We start from the raw sequence: 20,869 nt of genomic DNA on the forward strand, positions 1-20,869 counted from the left end.
CGCCACCTCGGCCTCGCTCGGCGGGCGCACCTTGAGCACGATGTCGGACGCAGCCCACAGCGACGCGGCATCGGGCAGGATCTCGGCGCCCGCGGCGCGATAGGCGTCGTCGCTGAAGTGGGCGGCTTCGCCCGCCCCGGATTCGACCGCGACCTGAAAGCCCAGCTTGATGAGCTTCTCGACCACGTCGGGCACGGTGGCGACACGTTTTTCCAGCGGGAAGGTTTCTTTGGGGACGCCTATGCGCTGGGGTTCACTACGCTGGGCATCACTAGGCTGGGGGGTGCCGGCGGACTGCGGCGTAGGGCTGGGACTGGTCTGCATGGGAGATCTCCTGGAGTTTTGAAATCGTCACACCAGGCTTTGCGTCTCTCGTGGGGCGCTCCCTGCATCCGGCGCAGTCTCACCCGTTCCGGAGAGGAAGCGGGCTGGCGGGAAGTGAGCGGCACGGACGACGCACGGCCTGAAATCCTGAAACCGGGTGGGCCGCTTCGATGGAGCGTTTGCCCGCTAGGCGCTTTGTAGCAGACCGCGCCCGATTGGGGCAGTCGTATCTGCGCTAGCGCATATGGAGGATGCCGGGACGGTCCGGGCGAGCATTTTTGATGCCCATGGCCTGTCATGGCATGCTTGCGGAGTTCGCCGAGCGAGGCTACGCAATTAGCTGAAAATTACAAGTCACCCATGTTGCAATACCACACCATCCCCGTCACCGCCTTCCAGCAGAACTGCTCGCTGGTCTGGTGCGACCAGACCATGGACGCGGCCGTCATCGATCCGGGCGGCGACCTCGAGCAGATCGGCTGGGAAGTCGAGCGCCTGGGCCTGAAGCTCAAGGCCATCTGGCTGACGCACGCCCATATCGACCATGCGGGCGGCACGCGCGAGCTGGCCGATGCGCAGCAACTGCCCATCATCGGCCCGCATCCCGGAGACCAGTTCTGGATCGAGGCATTGCCGCAGCAGGGCGCGATGTTCGGCTTCCCGCACTCGGAGCCCTTCACCCCCACGCGCTGGCTGCACGATGGCGACACGGTGTCCATAGGCCAGGAGACCCTGAAGGTGCGCCACTGCCCCGGCCATACGCCCGGCCATGTGGTGTTCCATGCGCCGCAGATCGACCGCTGCTTTGTCGGCGACGTGCTGTTTGCCGGCAGCATCGGCCGCACGGACTTTCCCCAGGGCAACCATGAACAGCTGATCTCCAGCATCGTCCAGCGACTGTGGCCCATGGGCGACCAGACCGTGTTCATCCCGGGCCACGGCCCCGAAAGCAGCTTTGGCCGCGAACGCAAGATGAATCCCTACGTCAGCGGGACATAACAGGCCCTTGATACTGGCGCGGCCCAAGCGCGGGACGGCGAGCAAGGGCCGCCCCGCCGCGAGGCCGTCGTCCCCTTGGGGGGAAGCGGCGTAGCCGCTCAGGGGGTGTCAACTTCTAGGAAAGCGCAGATTGAAGCGGGCGCCGCCGCGCTCCGAGCTGTCGGCGTGGACGGTGCCGCCCTGCAGCACCGTCAGCGCCCGCACGATGGACAGGCCCAGGCCCGAGCCTTCGCGCCGGCGCTTGCCCGGCGCCTGGGCAAAGCGCTGGAACGGATGGCTTTGCAGCTCTGCGGGCAGGCCCGGGCCCGCATCGCTGATGCGCAGCACCACCCATTGCTCCAGCTGCGCGTCGGTCTCGGTCGCCACCTCCACGCCCAGCCAGTGCCCGCTGCCCGCATGGCGCATGGCATTGCTGATGAGGTTGGAGATGATCTGGCGCATGCGGTCGGCGTCGGCGCGGATTTCCGTGGTGCCCGAGCCCTCCTGCACGGGCAGCGTCAGCGACAGCTGCATGCCCTGCTCCTGCAGCTGCGGGTGCAGCTGGTCCACCACTTCGCCAACCAGCTCGGCCAGGTCGAGCTTGCGCTTTTGCAGCGACAGCTGGCCGGCATCGGCCATGGACAGCGTGTGCAGGTCGCCCACCAGCCGCCCCAGGTGCTCGACCTGCGACAGCAGCATCCGGATCTCGGCGGGGCTGGCGTCGATCACGCCGTCGCACATCGCATGCAGGCGCGCCTGCAGCACGGTCAGGGGCGTGCGCAGTTCATGCGAGATGGAGGCCGCCGTGGCCCGGCGCTCGTTCTCCAGGGTCTCCAGCGAGTCCACCATGCCGTTGAAGGTGTCGATCATCTCGGCCATCTCGCCATGGGCCTTGCCCTTGACGGCGCGCGCGGCCAGGTCGCCCTGCTCCACGCGCTTGGCCACTTCCACCATGGAGGCCAGCGGCCGCGTGATGCGCCGCGACACCCAGAAGCCCGCGCCCAGCCCCAGGGGCACGCAGACCGCCAGGCCGATGAGCAGCGACCAGCGTTCGCCGAAATACAGGTCCCCGCCGTCCCAGTACTGGCTGTAGATCTGCAGTGCGCGCGGGCTGTCGTCCAGCTTGCGGGCATTGAGCTCGTCCAGTTCGGCCTGCACGGATGCGGGCAGGTTCTTGTAGAAGTCGCGGTATTGCAGCTCAGAGAACACCAGCACGCCCAGCGTCAGCGAGGCGATGGTGACCAGCACCGTGGCCGTGATCCACAGGCCGAAGCGTACCCAGATGCGGTTCAGTCCCAGGGCCATAGCCGGTACCCGATGCCGCGCACCGTCTCTATCAGGCCGTCCTGCCCGGCCTGCTGCAGCTTGCGCCGCAGCTTGGACAGATGGGAGTCGATCACGCGCTCCAGCGCATCGCTCTCGGGCAGGCAGTTCTCGATCAGGTAGGCGCGCGAGAAACAGCGCCGCGGCTGGGCGGCCAGGCAGGCCAACAACCGGAATTCCGTCAGCGTCAGCGGCAGCGGCGTGGCTAAGCCCTTGGCGTCGTACACCACGGCGCTGTGGGCCTGCTCGTCGATCTCTATGGGGCCCACGCGTATCGGAGCCGCCACCGCGGCCGGCTGCGCCTGGGTGCGGCGCAGCACCGCGCGCACGCGCGCCACCACCTCCGGCGGATTGAAGGGCTTGACCACATAGTCGTCGGCTCCCATGCGCAGGGCCAGCAGCTTGTCCACATCCCCGGCCAGGGCCGTGACCATGATGACGGGTACCTGGCCTTCGTTGCGGATCACGCGCAGCACGTCGACACCGTCGACCTTGGGCAGATGGATGTCCAGCAGCACCAGATCCGGCCGCAGCTGGCGAAACAGCTGCAGCGCTTCCTCGCCGTCCTGGGCCACGCGCGCACGCAGTCCGTCGCGCTCCAGGTAGGCGCTCAGGATGCTGGCAATGCCGGGCTCGTCCTCGACGACCAGCACCAGGGGCGTGGCTGCAGGCTGTGCAAAAGAGTTCATAGCAATAACACCGACACGGCTTGCGCAAGCCGGCCGGCCCGGGCCGCAGCCGGCCCGGGCCGCAGCCGGCCCGGCCATAGCCACGGACGGCTGTCCGCCTGCACAAGCCCCGATCAAAAACACCGCAACACAAGGGTCGTCGCGGTGTACCACGGCGCATTATGGGATGACAATCGCGCGGCGCAGAAGCACAGCGCAATCTCCATATTTCCTACATAAACCATGCATTGAGGCGCAAGCTTTGCCTTATCCAATACCGACCTTGGGGGCTTGTCTCTCCCTTTTTGCCTGCTGGTGTCCGGATTTTCACCAGCCTTCTGCCCCCGTCGCGTTGCCGTGAAACCTGCCATCCATGTTCCTTTTGCCCGCATAAGCGGTTGGTGCCTGGGCGCTGTCGCGCTGCTGGCCGGCTGCGCCGCGCCCCTGCCCGTGGAGCTGGACCGCTCCGTGCCCGCGCACTGGAGCCAGCAGACGGCCGATGCCGGCCGCCAGCCGGCGCCCGACCTGCGCAGCTGGTGGCAGGCCTGGAACGACCCGCAGCTCAATGCCCTGGTCGAGGAAGCCCTGGCCCAGAACCTGGACGTGGCGCAGGCACAGCTGCGCGTGCGCCAGCAGCGCCTGCTGGCCGGCACCGCGCACTCCGCCTACATGCCCGGCGTGACGGCCGGCGCACGCACGCTGCAGGACATCGCGGCCGTCGACTCGTACTTCCACGCCAGCATCGACGTGAGCTGGGATCTGGGCCTGTTCGGCGCCTCGGAATCCGCGCAGCGCTCGGCCGATGCGGGCCTGCTCGACGCCCAGGCCCAGCTGCATGCGGCCCGCGTGGCCCTGGTGGCCGATGTGGTCCACCGCTACCTGGATATCCGCCTGGCCCAGCGCCAGCGCGCGCTGTATGCGCAGCTGGGCACGCTGGATGCAGACGCGCTGCGCCTGCTGCAGGTACGCCGCACGCAGCGCCTGGGCAGCAGCCTGGCCGTGCAGCAGCAGCAACTGCAAAGCAGCAAGACGGCGGGCCAGCTGGCCGAGGTCGTTGCCGCCCAGGCGCGTGCCGCCCATGGCCTGGCCGCGCTGCTGGGCCGCACGGCCCCTGACGCCGCCTGGCTGGCCGCCGATGCCCAGGCTGCGCTGCCGGCGCCGCAGGCCCGCCCCCCGGCGGCCGTGCCGGCCGACATGCTGCGCACCCGGCCCGACATCCGGAGCGCCGAGGCCGCCGTCGAACGCGCGGCGGCCGATGCCGGCATCGCTCATGCCGCGCTGTATCCGCGGCTGACGCTGACCGGCTCCATCCTGTACTCGTACAACCTGACGCAGAACTTCAGGACCACGTCCGACTACATGCCCGTGTTCGGGCCGCAGATCGACATACCGCTGTTCGACTGGGGCCGCCGCCGCGCCCAGGCCGATGCCGGCGAACTGGGCCTGCAGGCCGCCATCAAGGGCTACCGCCAGAGCGTACTCAATGGCATCGCCGATGTGGAAGCCTCGCTGGCCGCGATGGCGGCGCAGCAGGAGCGCCAGCGCCAGCTGGAGCAGACGGGCACTCTGCTGCAACAACAGGTCCGCGCCCAAGGCGTGCGCCAGAAGCTCGGCCTGGACAGCCCCCTGGGTGCCATGGACGAGCAGCGCGCGCTGCTGCAAGCGCAAAGCGACATGGCCACGGCCCAGGCCGCGCAGTCCCTGGCCTATGTCGCGCTGTACAAGGCGCTGGGCGGCGCGCCGCTGGATCCGCTGCTGCAGCAGACGGCCGGCGGCACCGCCTCCGCGGAGGCCCGCCAATGATCGCGCTGGCACGCAAGACGCTGGTGCACGAGTGGCGCCGTTTCATTCCCTCGGTCTTCGCAGTCGGCTTCTCGGGCGTGCTGCTGGCCATGCAGGCCGCGCTGGTCCTGGGCATCTTCGGCTCCGCCGCGGTCTATGTGACGGCCTCCTCCGCCGACATCTGGGTTGGCTATCCGGGCACGCAGAGCGTGAACTTCGGCCGCAACATCGGCAGCGACGTGGAAATGCGCGTGCGCATGGACCCCGACGTGGCCGCCGTCGAGCCCTATGTCTGGATCGACGGCGACTGGCGCGCCGCCGCACCCGCCCACTACGGCGCCGGCCCCGATACAACCAGCGGCGGCGTCTCCATCTACCTGTCGGGCATCAGCACGGCCGACGACTCCATGATGTTCACCCAGCTCCTCACATCCTGGCAGCGCCAGCGCCTGCGCGAGCCCGGTGCCGTGATCGTGGACCGGGCCGACCTCGACACGCTGGGCACGCCCGAAGGCGGCACGGCCTGGGTCAACAACCATGCAGTGCATATCGTGGCCGCCGTGGATGGCCTGCGCGGCCTGGGCGGCGCCAACGTGATTGCCTCCCTGGCCACGGCCCGGGAGATTGCCGGCAGCAATGCCAGCACCTATTTCGTGGCCCGCGTGCGCGCCGGCGCCAGGCCCGAGGCCGTGCAGCAGCGCCTGTCCCATACCGTGTCCGGCTTCGGCCCCTACGAGGCCTGGACCGCCAAGTCCTTTGCCCGCCGCTCGCAGCGCTACTGGATGCTCGACACCGGCGCGGCGCCGGCGTGCTGTTCATGGCCATCATCGTCTGCCTGGTCGGCTCGGTCGTGACCAGCCAGTCACTCAAGGCCGTGGTGGCCGGCTCGGCCCGCGAATACGCCGTGCTCAACGCGCTGGGCGTGAGCCGCGGCGCGCTGGGCCGCGTCGTGGTCGAGCAGGCCTGCTGGATCGGCGGCCTGGGCTTTGTGCTCGCGGCCCTCGCCAGCGCTGTGCTGCTGAGCATTGCCGCGGCCTACCGCGTTCCCGTGGCGCTGAACCTGGCCGCCGTGCTGGCCTGTGCGGTGCTGGTGGCCGTGCTGTCGCTGCTGTCCGGCCTGGGCGCCATGCGCAGCCTGCTGCGCGCGGATCCCGCAACGCTGTTGCGCTGAGAGGCACGGCATGACCACCATGAACACTGCCGCACACGCCGCCATGGCACCGCCGCTCAAGCCCGATCTGGCGCCCAGCCTGGAGGCCGTGCGCCTGTGCAAGACCTTTCTGAGCGGCGTGGTGCAGGTCCAGGTGCTGCAGGATCTCTCCGTCACCCTGTATCCGGGCGAGCTCAGCCTGATCTCGGGCCCCTCGGGCTGCGGCAAGAGCACGCTGCTGTCGCTGATGTCGGGCCTGCAGTCGCCCGACAGCGGCCAGGCCCTGGCGCTGGGCCAGGACCTGGGCCGCATGGGCCAGCGCGCGCTCGAGAAATTCCGCCTGCGCTACACGGGCTTCGTGTTCCAGGGCTTCAACCTGTTTCCCGCGCTGACGGCGCTGGAGCAGGTGCAGCTGCCGCTGGGCTATATGGGCCTGGACAGCCGCGAGACGCTGCGCCGCGCCAAGGTGGCGCTGGACGAGGTGGGTCTGTCCCACCGCAGCCACATGCGGCCGGCCCAGCTGTCGGGCGGCGAGAAGCAGCGCGTGGCCATTGCCCGCGCCATGGCCAAGGAGCCGCAGCTGCTGTTCGCCGACGAACCCACCAGCGCGCTGGATGCCGAAAGCGGCCAGCGCGTGATCGACATCCTGCACCGCGCGGCGCGCACGCACGGCACCACGGTGCTGTGCGTGAGCCACGACCCGCGCCTGGTGCGCCACGCGGACCGCGTGCTGGGCATGGAGGACGGCGCCATCCGCAGCGACTGGCGCCAGACCAGCCCTCTCAAGGAACAAGTCCCATGAATGTTTACCGCTCCCGCCGCGCCGACCGGAGCCCCGTTGCGCAGCCTCTGCCCTGCAGCCTGGCCGCGGCCCTGATCCTGGCCTCGGCCTTCGCGGTCTCGGGCTGCTCGCCCTCCCGGGATACGCCTTCGGCCATCTCTTCCGCCGCGGCGCAGGCCAAGAACAATGCGCCCGTGGCCATGGCGCGCGGCAAGATCGACGTCGAAGGCGGCCTGATGGAGCTGTCGGCCGCGGCGGCCGGCACCGTGCAGCAGCTGTCCGTCAAGGAAGGCCAGGCCGTGCAGCGCGGCCAGCTGCTGCTGCGCGTGGGCGACGACGCCGCACGCGCCGACCTGTCGGTGGCCGAATCCGAATGGCAACTGGCCCAGGCCCGGCAGAAGGCGCGCCTAGCGCGCCTGCCCGTGCTCAAGCAGACGCTGGCGCGCTGGCAGGCCGCCGCCAGGGAAGGCGCGGCCGATGCGCAGAACGTGGACGAGGCCGCCCAGGCACTGCGCGATGCGCAGTCCGAAATCGACGTGGCGGCCGCCGAAGTGGTGGTCGCGCAGCGCAAGGTGGAACAGCTGCGCGCGCAGCAGAAACGCTTCGAGCTGCATGCGCCCGAGGCGGCTACCGTGGTGCGCATCGCCACCCATGCCGGGGCCAATGTGCAGCCCGGCGCCCCGGCCCTGGTGCTGCTGCCCAAGCGTCCGCTGATCGTGCGGGCCGAGCTCAACGAGAGCTTTGCCAACGTGGTGCGCGAAGGCATGCATGCCACCGTGGTGGCCGACAGCGACGGCGGCGCCGCGGCCGTCTCATTTCCCAATGCCACCGTGCTGCGCGTGAGCCCCGTCTACGGGACCGCGCGGCTGCAGGATGACGCCCAACGCGGCCCCATACGCGTCATCGAGTGCGTGCTGAGCTTCGACCAGGCTCCGGCACAGGCCAAGGTGGGCCAGAACGTGAGGGTGAGCTTCCATGAATAAGCGCATTCAGTTGTACCCGGCCAACGGCTCCCATCAGGGCGGCTGGATGGTCCAGAGCGATTTCGACGGCACGATCAGCGTGCTCGACGTGACCGATACCCTGCTCAACCGCTTCGGCAAGCCGGGCTGGCAGGAGCTGGAAGATGCCTGGGAGCGCGGCGACATCGGCTCGCGCGAATGCATGAAGGGCCAGGTGGCCCTGCTCGACATGAGCGAAAGCGAGCTGCAGGCCCATCTGGACACCATAGCCATCGATCCCGAATTCGTGGGCTTCGTGGCCGAGGCCCGGCTGCACGGCGTCAAGGTGCAGGTGGTCAGCGACGGCATCGACTATGCGATCCGCCATGTACTGGGCCGCCACGGCCTGGGCGACCTGGAAGTCATTGCCAACCATCTGGTGCAGACCGGCGAGCGCCAATGGCGCCTGGAATCGCCCTGGGCCAGCGCGCGCTGCGCGCGCGCCAGCGGCAACTGCAAGTGCGAGCGCCTGGCCGAGCAGCAGGCCATGCACGGCCGCGTGCTCTATATCGGCGACGGCAGCTCGGACTTCTGCGTCTCGGGCAAGGCCGACTTCGTGCTGGCCAAGCACAAGCTCGTCGACTATTGCGAAAGCCAGGGCATCGCACATGCGCGCTTCACGCATTTCGGCCAGGCCACCGCCCTGCTGGAACGCACGCTGCTGGGACTGGAGCAGCCGGCATGAACGACATGGCCCAAGGCTTCGCTCAGCTGCAGGACAGCGACAACACGGCCGGGCTGGAAAGCCTGTGCCTCACGCCCCATGAATTCGTCATGCCGGGCTCTGGCAGCCATGCCCGCACCGGCGTGCTGCTGGTGCACGGCCTCACGGGCACGCCCGCCGAGATGCGCGTGCTGGGCAAGGGCCTGAACAGGCAGGGCTTCACCGTCTATGCGGTGCAGCTGGCCGGCCACTGCGGCACCATGGAGGACCTGGTCGACACCCGCTGGGGCGACTGGCTGGCCAGCGTGGCCTCGGGCCTGCAGCGCTTTCGCGGCCATGTGGACCATGTGGTCGTGGGCGGCCTGTCCATGGGCGCGCTGCTGTCGCTGGCCGTGGCCGAGGACCGCCCGGAAGACGTGGCCGGCGTGTGCGCGCTCTCGACCACCTTCCGCTACGACGGCTGGAGCATTCCCTTCTACACGCGGCTGGCCTTTCTGCTGCCGCTGTTCCGGCTGCTCGGCATCGGCCGCAACAACGTCTTCATGGAGGCTCCGCCCTACGGCATCAAGGACGAGGCGCTGCGCGCGCGCATCGTCGAGCAGATGCACAGCGGCGACAGCAGCGCCGCGGGCCTGCCCGGCAACCCCTGGTGGTCCATCATCGAGCTGCGCCGCCTCTCGGCCCACGTGCGCTCGCGCCTGGGCCGGCTGCGCTCGCCCTGCCTCGTGGTGCATGCCAGGGAGGACGACATCTCTGCGGTCGGCAACGCGCAGGACATCGTGCGCGGCGCCAGCAACGCCCATGTGGAGCTGGTGCTGCTCGACAACTGCTACCACATGATCACCATCGACCGCGAGCGCCGCACCGTGATTGCCAAGATGAACGAGTTCGTCGCGCAGATCGCGCGCACTGCCGCCCCGCTCAAGGTCGAAGTCCATGGGCAGTGAGCTTTCGCCCCTGGTCGTCACGCTCTGGATCGTCAACGTGCTGGTGGACAGCGGCGGACAGCTGGCCTTCAAGGCCGCCGCCAGCGAGCCCGGCGAACGCGAAGGCATGGCGCGCTGGCGCTTCATGCTCTCGCGGCCCTGGATCTGGATCGGCGGCGCCTGCTATGTGGCCGAGTTCCTGGCCTGGCTGGCATTCCTGTCGCTGGTGCCGCTGTCCGACGGCGTGCTGCTGGGCTCGATCAACATCGTGGCCATCATGATCCTGGGCCGCATCCTGTTCAAGGAAAAGCTGGCGCCCATGCGCGTGGCCGGCATCGTGCTGGTCTCCATCGGCGTGGCGGTGGTGGGGCTGCACTGAGATGAAGCGTTTCTACATCATCGGCTTTCTGGTGCTCATGGCTTTCGACACCCTGGCCCAGATCAGCTTCAAGTACGCGGGCGAATCGGCCCTGCCGCTGGAGATGTCGACGGCCTGGCTGCTGCGCGTGTTCGGCCAGCCCTGGATCTACGGCGCCTTCGTGGGCTACATCGGCGCCTTCTTCACCTGGATGAGCCTGCTGCAGCGCGCGCCCATAGGCCCGGCGTTCGCGGCCTCGCACCTGGAGATCATCTCGGTGCTGGCGGTTTCCCACTGGCTGTTCAGCGAGCAGATCGGCTGGCCGCAGATCATGGGCTGCGGCTTCATCGTGGCCGGCATTGCCTGCCTGGCCGTCAGCGAAACCCGCGAGGCCGATGAACACGGCGATGCGGCCGGCCATGCGGGCGGCAATCCCGGCGCGGGCTCGGCCAGCGCGGGTGCGGCACACCTCATGGAGCATCCGCCCGCCCCCCGTCGCCATGGCTAGGCCGGCCACGGTTCCGCCGACCGCGGGCCTGCCGCTGCGGCTGGCGGACCTGCGGCCCTGGGGCGATGCCGATCTGGCCGGACGGCTCGCGCAGTGGCTGGGCCTGCCCCACCAGGTCCAGCTCGAATGCTCGGGCACCTCGGCGCTCATGGTGGCCCTGCGCACGCTGAAAACGCTGGCCCCCGGACGCAGCGAAGTCATTGCCCCCGCCTATACCTGCCCGCTCGTGGCCCTGGCCGTGGCGCAATGCGGGCTCCGGCTGCGCCTGTGCGACCTGCGCGCCGACGCGCTCGACATGGACCCGCAGGCCCTGCGCGCGCTGTGCAGCGAACGGACGCTGGCCGTGCTGCCCACGCATCTGTGCGGCCGCGTGGCCGACGTGGCCATGGCGATGGACCGCGCACATGCCGTGGGCGCCTATGTGGTCGAGGATGCCGCCCAGGCGCTGGGGGCCAAATTCGGACCGCAGCCGAACGACCGGCCCGCAGGCACGCTGGGCGACATCGGCTTCTACAGTCTGGCCGTGGGCAAGGGCCTGACCACCTTCGAGGGCGGCGTGCTGACCGCGCGCGACGCCGCTGTGCGCGAGGCGCTGCGCGCCACCAGCGCCGCCACCGTCCGGCCCAGCCCCTGGTGGGAGCTGCGCCGCAGCGTGGAGCTTGCAGGCTATGCCGCGCTCTACCGCCCCGCGGGCCTGCATCTGGCCTATGGCGCGCCGCTGCAGCAATCGCTGGCACGCCATGACTGGGTGCAAGCCGCGGGCGACGATTTCGACGACTTCATTCCCCAGCACCCGCTGGGCCGCTGGCGCCGGCGCGTGGGCTGCCGGGCGCTGGAGCGCCTTGCCGCCTTCCAGCAGCAGGCCGCCGGGCAGGCGCAGCGGCGCAGTGCGCAACTGGCCGCCATCCCGGGCCTCGAAGTCGTCGCGGACGCCGCGCCCGGCCCGGGGCACCTGGCCCGTGATCCTGCTGCGCCTGCCGCGCAGCGCGGCGCGCGACGCGCTGCTGCGCGCGCATTGGGGCGACGGCAGCGGCCTGTCCCTGCCCTTCGTCCACGTGCTGACCGACTACGGCCGCTACGACCATGTGCTGGACGCGGCCCGCCACGACCCTGTGGAGCAGGCCCGCGACTGGGCGGGCCGGCTGCTGGCCATCAGCAACAGCCCGTGGCTGGATGACGGGCGCTTTGCCGGCCTGCTTCAGATTCTGGAGCAATCAGCGCTTGCCGATGCTTGAATTCCAATGCATTCATTGACAAATGTGAGCCGGCACAAGCGCAGGCAGCACCTTTTTCAATAGCGCGACAGCGCCTGCTCGCGCTCGCGCAGCTGCGTTTCGCGCTGCCCGATGTAGTCGCGCGTGAGCGGCACGGCTTCCTGGCGGCGTGCGAGCTGGATCTGGAAAATGGCGATGTCCTGGTAGCGGAACGCCGTCTCGGACATGGACAGGTAGAACTCCCACATCCTGCAAAAGCGTTCGTCGTACAGCGCCCTGGCCTCCGCGCGCCGGGCCAGGAAGCGCTCGCGCCAGATGCGCAGCGTCCGCGCATAGTGCAGGCGCAGCACCTCGATGTCGCAGATCACGAGGCCGGCGCGCTCGATGGCCGGCGTGAACTCCGACATGGACGGGATATGCCCGCCCGGAAAGATGTAGCGCTCTATCCAGGGATTGTTGAAATCGGGCACGTCGCTGTTGCCGATGAAGTGCAGCAGCATCACGCCGTCGTCGCTGAGCAGCTCGCGGCACTGGCGAAAGAACGCATCGTGGAACTGGGTGCCCACATGCTCGAACATGCCTACCGAGACGATGCGGTCGAACCGGCCGTCCTTCGCCGGATCGATGTCGCGGTAGTCCTGCAACCGGTATTCCAACTGGGCCGCGCAGGACGAGGCGGCGGCGCGCTGCCGGGCGCCGGCCAGCTGCTCGGTCGACAGCGTCACGCCCGTCACATGGCCGGCGCCGGCCACCTCGGCCAGGTAGCGCGACAGCCCGCCCCAGCCGCAGCCGATATCGAGCACGCGCTGGCCGGGCGCCACCAGCAGCTTGGCCGCGATATGGCGCATCTTGGCCTGCTGGGCCTGTTCCAGCGTCTCGTCGCCGCGCTCGAAGTAGGCGCACGAATACTGGCGCTCCGGGTCCAGGAACAGCTGGTACAGCCTGTCGTCGAGATCGTAGTGGTGCGCCACGTTGGCGCGCGACCTGCCGCGCAGGTTGTTCTGCAGGAACGGGCGCAGCCGCATGCGCCAGGCATCGAGCATGCGCACGCTGGCCGGCACCGGCACCTCGCGCGCGCCGCGCAGCACGAGCTCGAGCACGTCGTATACCGTGCCCTGCTCCACCACCAGCCGCTCCTGCATGAACATCTCGCCGAAGTTCAGGTCCGGGTCGCGCAGCAGCGCCCAGAGGGCGCGCCGGTCGGCAAAGCGTATGCGCGCCCGGGGTTCGCCCCCATCGCCAAAGCGCAGCTCGCGGCCCCAGGGCAGCACCACGTCCAACTGGCCCTGCCTGACCAGCGGCTCGAAAGCGCGTCGCAGCAGGTTTTCTGTCAGCCGGTCGATCATGGTGTCTCCTCCTCAATGGGCCAGTGGGGTCGCGGATTGTTCTTGTCTAGGCCGTGTCATTGTCTGCGGCCGTGCCGGCCGCTTCAGCGATCTGCGCGAACAGCCGCTGGTTGAACGCGTGCTGGCCGGCCTGCCAGGCCGCCAGCGTGCCCGGGTCGATCTCGGTGTCCTGGCCGTCGCCGGCGCTCAGCAGGCGCTTCCACCAGGTGGTGTAGCGCCAGGACGAGACATCGCCCGTGACGTCGCTGCCCACGATCTGGCCGCGCAGGGCCTCGATGATGCGCCGGGCCTCGCTCTCCAGCATGCGGCCCTGATCCCAGTTGGTGCGCACCACCTCCGGCGCGAACACGTCCTTGTCTATGCTCAGATAGGTGTCCTGCGGCCAGGCGTTCAGGTGGCGCGCCAGCGCCTGCGCCAGCTCGGCCACGCTGGCGAAGCTGCGGAAGGCCTTGCCCGCCCCCACGCGCCGCGCCCAGCCCGTGTCCACGCCGCAGCTCCAGTAGGTGAGCTTGCCCGCGCGCAGCGGCGCCAAGTAGTTCTCCCAGGCATGCTTGCGACCGATGTCGCCCGAGGTGATGCCGGCCACGTGCACCTGCGAGACGGCCGGATGCAGGGCCACGCGCCGCACCCAGGAGCCGCAATGCACGCCCCAGGGGAAGCGCATGTTGTCCGGATGGTTGTCCAGCACCACCACGCGCAGCGGCCGCTCCGGCGCAAAGCCCTGCTGCGCGATGCAGCGCTCGATCAGAGGCCAGGAGAAATGGTGGAAGTCGCCGCTGCCCATGAACACCGTGCCATGGTGCCGCGGCAGGGCGGCATTGAGCTCGGCGCCGAACTGCGCAAAGCGCGCCAGGCCGCAACCGAAGCGCACGCCCTCCTGCCACGGGCCCAGCGGCAGGCGCAGCTCGGCCGGAAGATGGCCCACCGAACCGTCCACATCGAGCACCACGGGGCGCTGCGACGGCAGAAACTCCACATCCGGCATCGCCGTTTGCCCTGTCATGCCGGCTCCTTCCACTGGCTGTCGCTCTCGAAATGCCCGGCGAAGCGCCGCCCCAGCGCGCGCAGCAGCGGATTGCGGATGAACACCGCATGCCGCGTGAGCGTGAAGCGGGCACCGAGCTGGGCCTTGACCTCGGGATCGGTCCAGCCGGCCACATAGTGCGTGAGGCCGCGCTCGAGCGCGTATTCGAGATTGACCATCCAGCTCACGAAATAGAGATTGGCCTCGCGTGCGGCCGGATAGGACAGGCCTATGTACTTGTCGATCAGCCGGCCGCCATGCTCGAAGCACAGGTTCCAGCCCAGCAGCGCATCGCTGGCCGCGTCGCGGTATTCGAAGACGATGCCGCCGTTGCCGGCGTCGCGCAGCAGGCCGGCGAAGAAGCCGCGCGTGAGCTTGTCGAAATGGATCTCGCTTTGCGCGTAGACGGCCTCGAACAGCGCGTAATACGCATCCACGCGCGCGTCGCCGGCAAAGGCCTCGCCCGTGGGGATGCGCGCTATCTTCAGCTGCGCGCGGCTCCTGAGCTTGCGCCGCAGATTGCTGCGGCGGCTCTTGGACAGCCGTGCCAGGTACTCGTCCAGGCTGGCAAAGTCCATGGGCACATAGGCCAGGGCCTGCCCCTCGACCAGGATGAAGCCGGCCCCGGCCAGCGCATCGGCCAGTGCGCGCGCATGGTCGTTGTCCCCGTCAGCCAGTAGCGGCGAGTCCTGGGGCAGGTCCTTGACGATGGTCAGCTGCCTGCGGCCCGCATGCTCGCGCAGCGCGGCCGCCTGGGCCGCCGCATCCTGGCCGCGCGGCAGCAGCGCATACTCGCTGACCGTGGTGCCGACGAAATCGGTTGGCAGCCGCAGCTTGCGGCTGAGCCATGAACCGCCCGGCAATGACAAAAGACGCGCCTTGAGCGCGTCATCTGCGGTGGTCAGCAGGTCGAACGGGGCCGTGAAGGCCGGCGCCGGCCAGTCCTGCAGCAGCGCAAACCCCTCGGGCGGATGGTCTGCGAACTGCCGCAGCAGGCCGGCGGGTTCGAGCTGGTTGCGGAAATTCTCCGTCGCCATTGCACCTTTTCGTATTCAGTTTCTTGGCATGCCTGCGCACGACTGCAGTATTTAAAACTGGCACGACCCAAACCAGAGACGCCGAGCAAGGGCCTGGGCGGCCCCGCCGCCCCGCAGCGAGGGCGTCCCCGGCTGCCCGTATGCCCCCCTCCCGAAGAGAGAGGGAAGCGGCGGGGCCGCCCAGGCGCAGCCGCTCAGGGGGTGTTATGCCTGCTTTGCCTTGGTCAGCAGCTGGTCCAGCAGCACCATGGCTTCGTCGATCTCGGCGCGCGTGATCATCAGCGACGGCGCGAAGGTGATCACGTTCTTGTAGTAGCCGCCCACGTCCAGCACCAGGCCGCGTTTCTGGCCCTGGTACTCCAGGCCGCCTTCCAGGCCGATGTCGACCATCTTGTCCAGCAGCGCCTTGTTGGGCGTGAAGCCGTCATCGGTGCAGATCTCCGCGCGCAGCGCCAGGCCCAGGCCGTCCACGTCGCCGATTTCCTTGTGGCGCTTTTGCAGCTCCTTGAGGCCTTCGAGGAAGTAGGCGCCCGATTCGCGCACCTGGCGTCCGAAGTCGATCTCGTGGGTCATCTTCATGACTTCCAGGCCCAGGGCCGTGCCCAGCGGGTTGGAAGCGAAGGTGGAGTGGGTCGAGCCCGGCGGGAAGACCGTGGGGTTGATCAGCTCCTCCCGCGCCCACAGACCCGACAGGGCGTTGAGGCCGTTGGTCAGCGCCTTGGCGAAGACCAGCACGTCGGGGTTGACGCCGAAGTTCTCCACCGACCACAGCGTGCCGGTGCGCCAGAAGCCCATCTGGATCTCGTCGACCACCATCAGGATGCCATGGTCGTCCAGTACCTTCTTCAGGCCCTTGAAGAAATTGGGCGGCGGCACCACGTAGCCGCCGGTGCCCTGGATGGGCTCCACGTAGAAGGCCGCGTATTCGCACTGGTTGGTCTTGGGGTCCCAGATGGCGTGGTATTCGTTCTCGAACTTGCGCGCGAACTCGCGCACGATCTGGTCCGAATACTCCTCGGCCGTCATGCCCTTGGGGCGGCGGAACGGATAGGGGAAGGGAATGAACTGCGCGCGGTCGCCGAAGTGGCCGAAGCGGCGGCGGTAGCGGTAGCTCGAGGTGATGCTGGAAGCGCCCAGCGTGCGGCCGTGGTAGCCGCCCTCGAAGGCGAACATCAGGCTCTTGCCGTTGCTGGCGTTGCGCACGACCTTGAGCGAATCCTCGATGGCCTGGGCGCCGCCCACGTTGAAGTGCACGCGGCCCTTGTGGCCCCACTTCTTCTCGGCGTCCTGGGCGATGAACTTGGCCAGCTCGATCTTGGTCGGGTGCAGGTACTGGCTGGCAACCTGGGGCAGCTCCTTGAGCTGCTCGATCATCTTGGCTTCCAGGCGCGGATTCTTGTAGCCGAAGTTCACGGCCGAATACCACATCTGCAGGTCCAGATAAGGCGTGCCCGCGTCGTCGTACATGTAGCTGCCTTCGCAGCCGGTGAAGATCTTGGGAGGATTGACGTAGTGGACGGTGTCGCCGAACGAGCAGTATTGGGCCTCGTCGGCCAGCAGTTGAGCGGTATTGATCACAGCAGGAAGGGCTCCGGAAAGTATGCGGGCGCAGTGTGGCCATGCAATCTTTCCGCCCTGTCGAGCAATTGTGTGCAAATTGTGGAGGCGGCGCAGCCGCGCCGCCGCCCTTACCCCTGCGCCACCACCCTCAGCACCTCCGCGCCATAGGCCTCGAGCTTCTTGGCCCCCATGCCGCTCACGCCCTGCAGGTCCTGCAGCGACTGCGGGTTGAGTTCGGCAATCGCGGCCAGCGTGGCATCGTGGAAGATGACGTAGGCGGGCAGGTTGTGGGACTTGGCCACTTCGGCGCGCCAGGCCTTGAGGTTGATGAAGCGCACCTGGGCATCGGGCCCCAGGTTGGCCGCCGCCGCATTGGGCTGGTTGCCGCGGCGCGTGGCCTTGCTGCGCGATGCGGCCACGGCTTCGCGCAGCTGCACGGTGACTTCGCCCTTGAGCACGGCCCGCGAGCCGGGCGTCAGGCACAGCGTGTCGAACACATGGCCGCTGTTTTCGCTGACCACCTTGTGCAGGCCCAGGGCGCCCGTGGCCAGCAGCTGGCGCATGACGGCGCGCAGCTGGGGCTCCGAATAGTCCTTGCCCAGGCCGAAGGTCGAGACCTTGTCGTGCCCGTACTGCGCGACCTTGTCGGTGAGCTTGCCGCGCAGCACGTCCATGATGTGGCCCGCGCCATAGGTGAGCCGGCTGGTTTCGTGCACGCGGTAGATGGTGGACAGCAGCTTGCGCGCCGCGTCCGTGCCGTCCCACAGGGCCGGCGGCTCCAGGCAGTTGTCGCAGTTGCCGCACTGCAGCCTGCGTGCCCCGGCCACGGCCTGCAGCGGCCGGCCGTCGTCCTGCGGACCGGCGCCGTATTGCTCGCCGAAGTAGGCCAGCAGGCGCACGCGGCGGCAGTCCGTGGCTTCGGCCAGGCCCAGCAGCGCGTCGAGCTTGCCGCGCATGACCTGCTTGAAGCCTTCCTCGGCCGGGCTTTCGTCGATCATGCGGCGCTGGTTGACCACGTCGGACAGGCCGTAGGCCATCCAGGCCTCGGCCGGCAGCCCGTCGCGGCCCGCGCGGCCGGTCTCCTGGTAGTAGCCCTCGATGTTCTTGGGCATGTCCACATGGGCCACGAACCGCACGTCGGGCTTGTTGATGCCCATGCCGAAGGCGATCGTGGCGCACATCACCACGCCGTCCTCGCGCAGGAAGCGGTCCTGGTGCTGCTGGCGCATCTCCACCGGCAGGCCCGCGTGGTAGGGCAAGGCATGGATGCCGTTCTGCGCCAGCGTCTGGGCCAGTTCTTCCACGCGCTTGCGCGACTGGCAGTAGACCACGCCGGCCTCGCCTTCGTGCTCGCGCTCGATGAAGCGCAGCAGCTGGTTCGTGACGTCCTTTTTCTCGACGATGCGGTAACGGATGTTGGGCCGGTCGAAGCTGCTGATGAACTGCTGCGCGGCCTCCAGGTGCAGGCGCTCGATGATGTCGGCGCGCGTGAGCGCGTCGGCCGTGGCCGTGAGCGCGATGCGCGGCACGCCCGCATAGCGCTCGTGCAGCACCGTCAGCGCCCGGTATTCGGGGCGGAAGTCATGGCCCCACTGGCTCACGCAATGGGCCTCGTCGATGGCGAACAGCGACAGCTTGCCCTGGGCGTGCAGGTCGTCGAGCAGGCCCAGGAAACGCGGCGTGTTCAGGCGCTCGGGCGCTGCGTAGAGCATGGTGATGTCGCCGCTTTGCAGGCGCCACTCCACGTCCTGGGTTTCGTCGTAGCTGAGCGTGGAATTCAGGTAGGCGGCGCTGACGCCGGCCTCCTCCAGCGCGCCCACCTGGTCGTGCATGAGCGCGATCAGCGGCGACACCACGATGGCCACGCCCTTGCCCTGCTGCTGGCGCACGATGGCCGGCACCTGGTAACACAGCGACTTGCCGCCGCCCGTGGGCATGAGCACCAGCGCATCCCCGCCGGCGATCACATGCGAGACGATGGCCTGCTGCGGGCCGCGGAATTGCTCGTAGCCGAAGACAGCTTGCAGGACAGATTGCTCAGGGGACACCGGGATGACTCTTGATTTGATAGCTTATTGCGCTCTCCACACAAGGGTTGGAGGCCGATTTCTTGTATATCTCAGCGCAACGGAGTGCCGCCGCAGGGACGGGCATGCGCCATTCGGAGGGCCATATTGTGCGCCCGTCCCCATGCATCTGCGGCGCGCCGGGATATGCCGCTCGCCGCCGGCGGCGCCAGGGGCAGGGCTAGGCGGCGATGGTGGACGGCGAGAAATGCGCAACCAGCTCGTACAGGTCGGCCGGATAGGTCATGCGCACAAAGGTGATCGGCAGGCGCCCCGCCCAGGTGCGGCGGTCTATCACCAGGCAGGGAAAGCCCGGCGCCACCTGCAGCAGCTGCGCGTTGTCCTCGCCTGCGGCCTCGGCGCGGATGCGGTGCTCGGCCGAGCTCCAGGGCACATGGCTGACCATCCATGAGCTCGGGCTCTGCTCGGTGAACATTTCCCGGCCCGCGTCGGGCACGGACTCCAGGTTGATCAGCCGGTCCTCCAGGCAGAAGGGCCGCGCGCCCGCCATGTGCAGGCAGACCGCGTGCACCACGGGGCCTGCCTTGTCCATGCGCATGGCTTGCATGTCGTCGCGCGTGCTGCGGCGCTGCTTGCGGCTCAGCAGCCGGCTGCCGTATTCCTTGCCCATGCCCAGCACCACCTGGCGGATGTCGGGAATGTCCAGCACGGCCGAGCTGGTGTGCGGCTGGGTCACGAAGCTGCCGGCCTTGCGCCGGCGCTCCAGCAGCCCGGCCTGCGCCAGCTGGGTCAGGACTTTGTTGACCGTCATGCGCGAGCACTGGTAATGCGCGGTCAGCTCCATCTCCGACGGAATGCGGTAGCCGGGCGGCCAGCGTCCACTGAGGATGTTCTGCTCGATCTCGGTGAGGATCTTTCCGTGCAGCGAAGTGGAAGAGCGTTTTTCCATGCCATCGATTACACCAGCAAATGCACCGCCTGCCCTCCCCTGGCTGCGGGTCCGGAATCAGCCGCCCAGCACGGAACGCGCGATGATGGTGCGCTGGATCTCGGACGAGCCCTCGTAGATGCGCAGAATGCGCGCATCGCGCACATAGCGCTCCAGCGGCATCTCGCGCGTGTAGCCATAGCCGCCGTGGATCTGCAGCGCCTCGTCGGTCACGAAACCCGCCATTTCCGAGGCGTAGAGCTTGGCCATGGCCGACTGCTGGGTGAAGGGCCGGCCGGCCTGGCGCAGGGCCAGTGCCTGCATGGTCAGGCCCCAGGCCGCCTCCAGGCGCAGCTTCATCTCGGCCAGCTTGAACTGAATGGCCTGCTTGGTGGCGATGGGCTCGCCGCCGACCAGGCGCTGGTTGGCCCAGGCTACCGCGGCCTGGAGCGCGGCCTCGGCAATGCCCAGCGCGGTGGCGGCCACGTCCAGGCGGCTGTTGTCCAGCACCTTCATGGCGGTCCTGAAGCCCGTGCCCTCGGCGCCCAGCCGGTTGGCCACGGGCACGCGCACGCCGTCCAGCGACACTTCGAACGCATGGCCGCCGCGTATGCCCATGAGCTTCTCGGGCGAGGACACCTGAATGCCCGGCAGCTCGCGCGGCACGATGAAGGCGCTGACGCCGCGCGCGCCGGCGTCCATGTCGGTCTTGGCAAAGACCACCATGAAGGCGGCTTCGGCCGCGTTGGAGATGAAGTGCTTGACGCCCGTGATCACGTATTCGTCCCCTTCGCGCACGGCGCGGGTGCGCATGTCCGCGGGGTGGGAGCCGCCGCGCGGCTCGGTCAGCGCGAACGCGGCCAGCCACTCGCCGCTGGCGCAACGCGGCAGCCACTGCGCCTGCTGCTCGGCACTGCCGCCGAGGTGGACCGCATCCGTGCCCAGGTAATGGGCGCCGATCATCGACGAGGTGGCCGCACAGGCGCGCGAGATGGCCACCAGCGACATCAGCATGGCCGTGGGCGTGACGCCCGGGCCGCCCACGGACTCGGGCAGGTTCATGCCCATCACGCCCAGCGCCGCCAGGCCCGGCACATGGCGGGTGGCGGAAAACGCCTCTTCGTCCATGGCCCGGGCCACGGGGGCCAGGGTTTCTTCGGCAAAACGCGCCACGGCATCGGCAATGGCCTGGTCGTCCTCGGTGCTGCCCAGTCTCGGAAAGTTCATATCGTTCGCTCGCAAAGGTGAAAAAATGGATTTGCCGGGTCAA

General features: G+C 68.7%; 19 protein-coding genes and 2 pseudogenes. 11 read left to right on the top strand and 10 right to left on the bottom strand.

Translation table 11 applies throughout. The annotated features are described in order from the left end of the window. Window positions 1-324 (bottom strand): annotated as a pseudogene (gene pntA / locus V8Z74_RS06955) (Re/Si-specific NAD(P)(+) transhydrogenase subunit alpha); the annotation flags it as partial. Between the two features lie 360 nt (window positions 325-684). Here pntA and V8Z74_RS06960 point away from each other — a divergent pair. Continuing rightward, window positions 685-1,323, top strand: a complete 639-nt coding sequence (locus tag V8Z74_RS06960; RefSeq protein ID WP_349708671.1) for an MBL fold metallo-hydrolase — start codon at window positions 685-687, stop codon at window positions 1,321-1,323. 108 nt (window positions 1,324-1,431) lie between these two features. Here the strand turns inward: V8Z74_RS06960 and V8Z74_RS06965 are convergent, their stop codons facing one another. Further along, entirely contained in the window at window positions 1,432-2,607 is a 1,176-nt protein-coding gene (locus tag V8Z74_RS06965) for a sensor histidine kinase (protein WP_066475202.1), read from the bottom strand. Further along, window positions 2,592-3,314 carry a response regulator gene (locus V8Z74_RS06970; RefSeq protein ID WP_066475193.1) on the bottom strand — a complete coding sequence of 241 codons (723 nt, stop codon included), beginning with the start codon at window positions 3,312-3,314 and terminating at the stop codon, window positions 2,592-2,594. The genes V8Z74_RS06965 and V8Z74_RS06970 overlap by 16 nt, the downstream gene beginning before the upstream one ends. A 336-nt stretch (window positions 3,315-3,650) precedes the next feature. Here V8Z74_RS06970 and V8Z74_RS06975 point away from each other — a divergent pair, with 336 nt between their 5' ends. From V8Z74_RS06975 to V8Z74_RS07020, 10 genes and pseudogenes are all read left to right on the top strand, one after another. Continuing rightward, complete coding sequence (locus V8Z74_RS06975) at window positions 3,651-5,096, top strand: efflux transporter outer membrane subunit (protein WP_245633321.1); 1,446 nt, start codon at window positions 3,651-3,653, stop codon at window positions 5,094-5,096. After that, window positions 5,093-5,929 (top strand): hypothetical protein, encoded by an 837-nt coding sequence (locus tag V8Z74_RS06980; protein ID WP_349708672.1) that lies wholly within the window; start codon window positions 5,093-5,095, stop codon window positions 5,927-5,929. Before V8Z74_RS06975 ends, V8Z74_RS06980 begins: the two co-directional genes overlap by 4 nt. After that, the gene (locus V8Z74_RS06985) at window positions 5,893-6,246 is read left to right on the top strand and encodes an ABC transporter permease (protein WP_349708673.1); all 354 of its coding nucleotides are present in this window, start codon (window positions 5,893-5,895) and stop codon (window positions 6,244-6,246) included. The genes V8Z74_RS06980 and V8Z74_RS06985 overlap by 37 nt, the downstream gene beginning before the upstream one ends. Window positions 6,247-6,265: 19 nt before the next feature. After that, window positions 6,266-7,027: an ABC transporter ATP-binding protein gene (locus V8Z74_RS06990; RefSeq protein ID WP_066475421.1), complete on the top strand. Its 762-nt coding sequence runs from the start codon at window positions 6,266-6,268 to the stop codon at window positions 7,025-7,027. Next, entirely contained in the window at window positions 7,024-7,989 is a 966-nt protein-coding gene (locus V8Z74_RS06995) for an HlyD family secretion protein (RefSeq protein WP_083526560.1), read from the top strand. Before V8Z74_RS06990 ends, V8Z74_RS06995 begins: the two co-directional genes overlap by 4 nt. After that, window positions 7,982-8,692, top strand: a complete 711-nt coding sequence (locus V8Z74_RS07000) for an MtnX-like HAD-IB family phosphatase (protein ID WP_349708674.1) — start codon at window positions 7,982-7,984, stop codon at window positions 8,690-8,692. The genes V8Z74_RS06995 and V8Z74_RS07000 overlap by 8 nt, the downstream gene beginning before the upstream one ends. Further along, complete coding sequence (locus V8Z74_RS07005; RefSeq protein WP_349708675.1) at window positions 8,689-9,618, top strand: alpha/beta hydrolase; 930 nt, start codon at window positions 8,689-8,691, stop codon at window positions 9,616-9,618. The genes V8Z74_RS07000 and V8Z74_RS07005 overlap by 4 nt, the downstream gene beginning before the upstream one ends. After that, window positions 9,608-9,976 carry an EamA family transporter gene (locus V8Z74_RS07010; RefSeq protein WP_349708676.1) on the top strand — a complete coding sequence of 123 codons (369 nt, stop codon included), beginning with the start codon at window positions 9,608-9,610 and terminating at the stop codon, window positions 9,974-9,976. Before V8Z74_RS07005 ends, V8Z74_RS07010 begins: the two co-directional genes overlap by 11 nt. Window position 9,977: 1 nt before the next feature. Next, the gene (locus V8Z74_RS07015) at window positions 9,978-10,463 is read left to right on the top strand and encodes a DMT family transporter (protein ID WP_066475168.1); all 486 of its coding nucleotides are present in this window, start codon (window positions 9,978-9,980) and stop codon (window positions 10,461-10,463) included. Next, window positions 10,456-11,698 (top strand): annotated as a pseudogene (locus V8Z74_RS07020) (DegT/DnrJ/EryC1/StrS family aminotransferase). Before V8Z74_RS07015 ends, V8Z74_RS07020 begins: the two are co-directional and overlap by 8 nt. A gap of 56 nt (window positions 11,699-11,754) precedes the next feature. On the opposite strand, the gene V8Z74_RS07025 reads toward V8Z74_RS07020, so the two are convergent. From V8Z74_RS07025 to V8Z74_RS07055, 7 genes are all read right to left on the bottom strand, one after another. Further along, window positions 11,755-13,023 carry a class I SAM-dependent methyltransferase gene (locus V8Z74_RS07025; RefSeq protein WP_349708677.1) on the bottom strand — a complete coding sequence of 423 codons (1,269 nt, stop codon included), beginning with the start codon at window positions 13,021-13,023 and terminating at the stop codon, window positions 11,755-11,757. A 46-nt stretch (window positions 13,024-13,069) separates the two neighbouring features. Beyond that, window positions 13,070-14,026 (bottom strand): arginase family protein, encoded by a 957-nt coding sequence (locus V8Z74_RS07030; RefSeq protein ID WP_349708678.1) that lies wholly within the window; start codon window positions 14,024-14,026, stop codon window positions 13,070-13,072. Continuing rightward, window positions 14,023-15,084, bottom strand: coding sequence for a GNAT family N-acetyltransferase (locus V8Z74_RS07035; RefSeq protein WP_349708679.1), 1,062 nt, complete (start codon window positions 15,082-15,084; stop codon window positions 14,023-14,025). Before V8Z74_RS07035 ends, V8Z74_RS07030 begins: the two co-directional genes overlap by 4 nt. Before the next feature lie 204 nt (window positions 15,085-15,288). After that, window positions 15,289-16,662: an aspartate aminotransferase family protein gene (locus V8Z74_RS07040; RefSeq protein ID WP_066475158.1), complete on the bottom strand. Its 1,374-nt coding sequence runs from the start codon at window positions 16,660-16,662 to the stop codon at window positions 15,289-15,291. Window positions 16,663-16,772: 110 nt separating this feature from the next. Beyond that, entirely contained in the window at window positions 16,773-18,692 is a 1,920-nt protein-coding gene (gene recQ / locus V8Z74_RS07045; RefSeq protein ID WP_066475155.1) for a DNA helicase RecQ, read from the bottom strand. A 199-nt stretch (window positions 18,693-18,891) separates the two neighbouring features. Further along, the gene (hutC, locus tag V8Z74_RS07050; protein ID WP_066475149.1) at window positions 18,892-19,620 is read right to left on the bottom strand and encodes a histidine utilization transcriptional repressor HutC; all 729 of its coding nucleotides are present in this window, start codon (window positions 19,618-19,620) and stop codon (window positions 18,892-18,894) included. Between the two features lie 57 nt (window positions 19,621-19,677). Continuing rightward, window positions 19,678-20,826 carry an acyl-CoA dehydrogenase family protein gene (locus tag V8Z74_RS07055; protein ID WP_349708680.1) on the bottom strand — a complete coding sequence of 383 codons (1,149 nt, stop codon included), beginning with the start codon at window positions 20,824-20,826 and terminating at the stop codon, window positions 19,678-19,680. Window positions 20,827-20,869 lie beyond the last annotated feature (43 nt).

The organism is Comamonas sp. w2-DMI (genome assembly GCF_040187735.1).
Taxonomy (GTDB): domain Bacteria; phylum Pseudomonadota; class Gammaproteobacteria; order Burkholderiales; family Burkholderiaceae_C; genus Comamonas; species Comamonas terrae.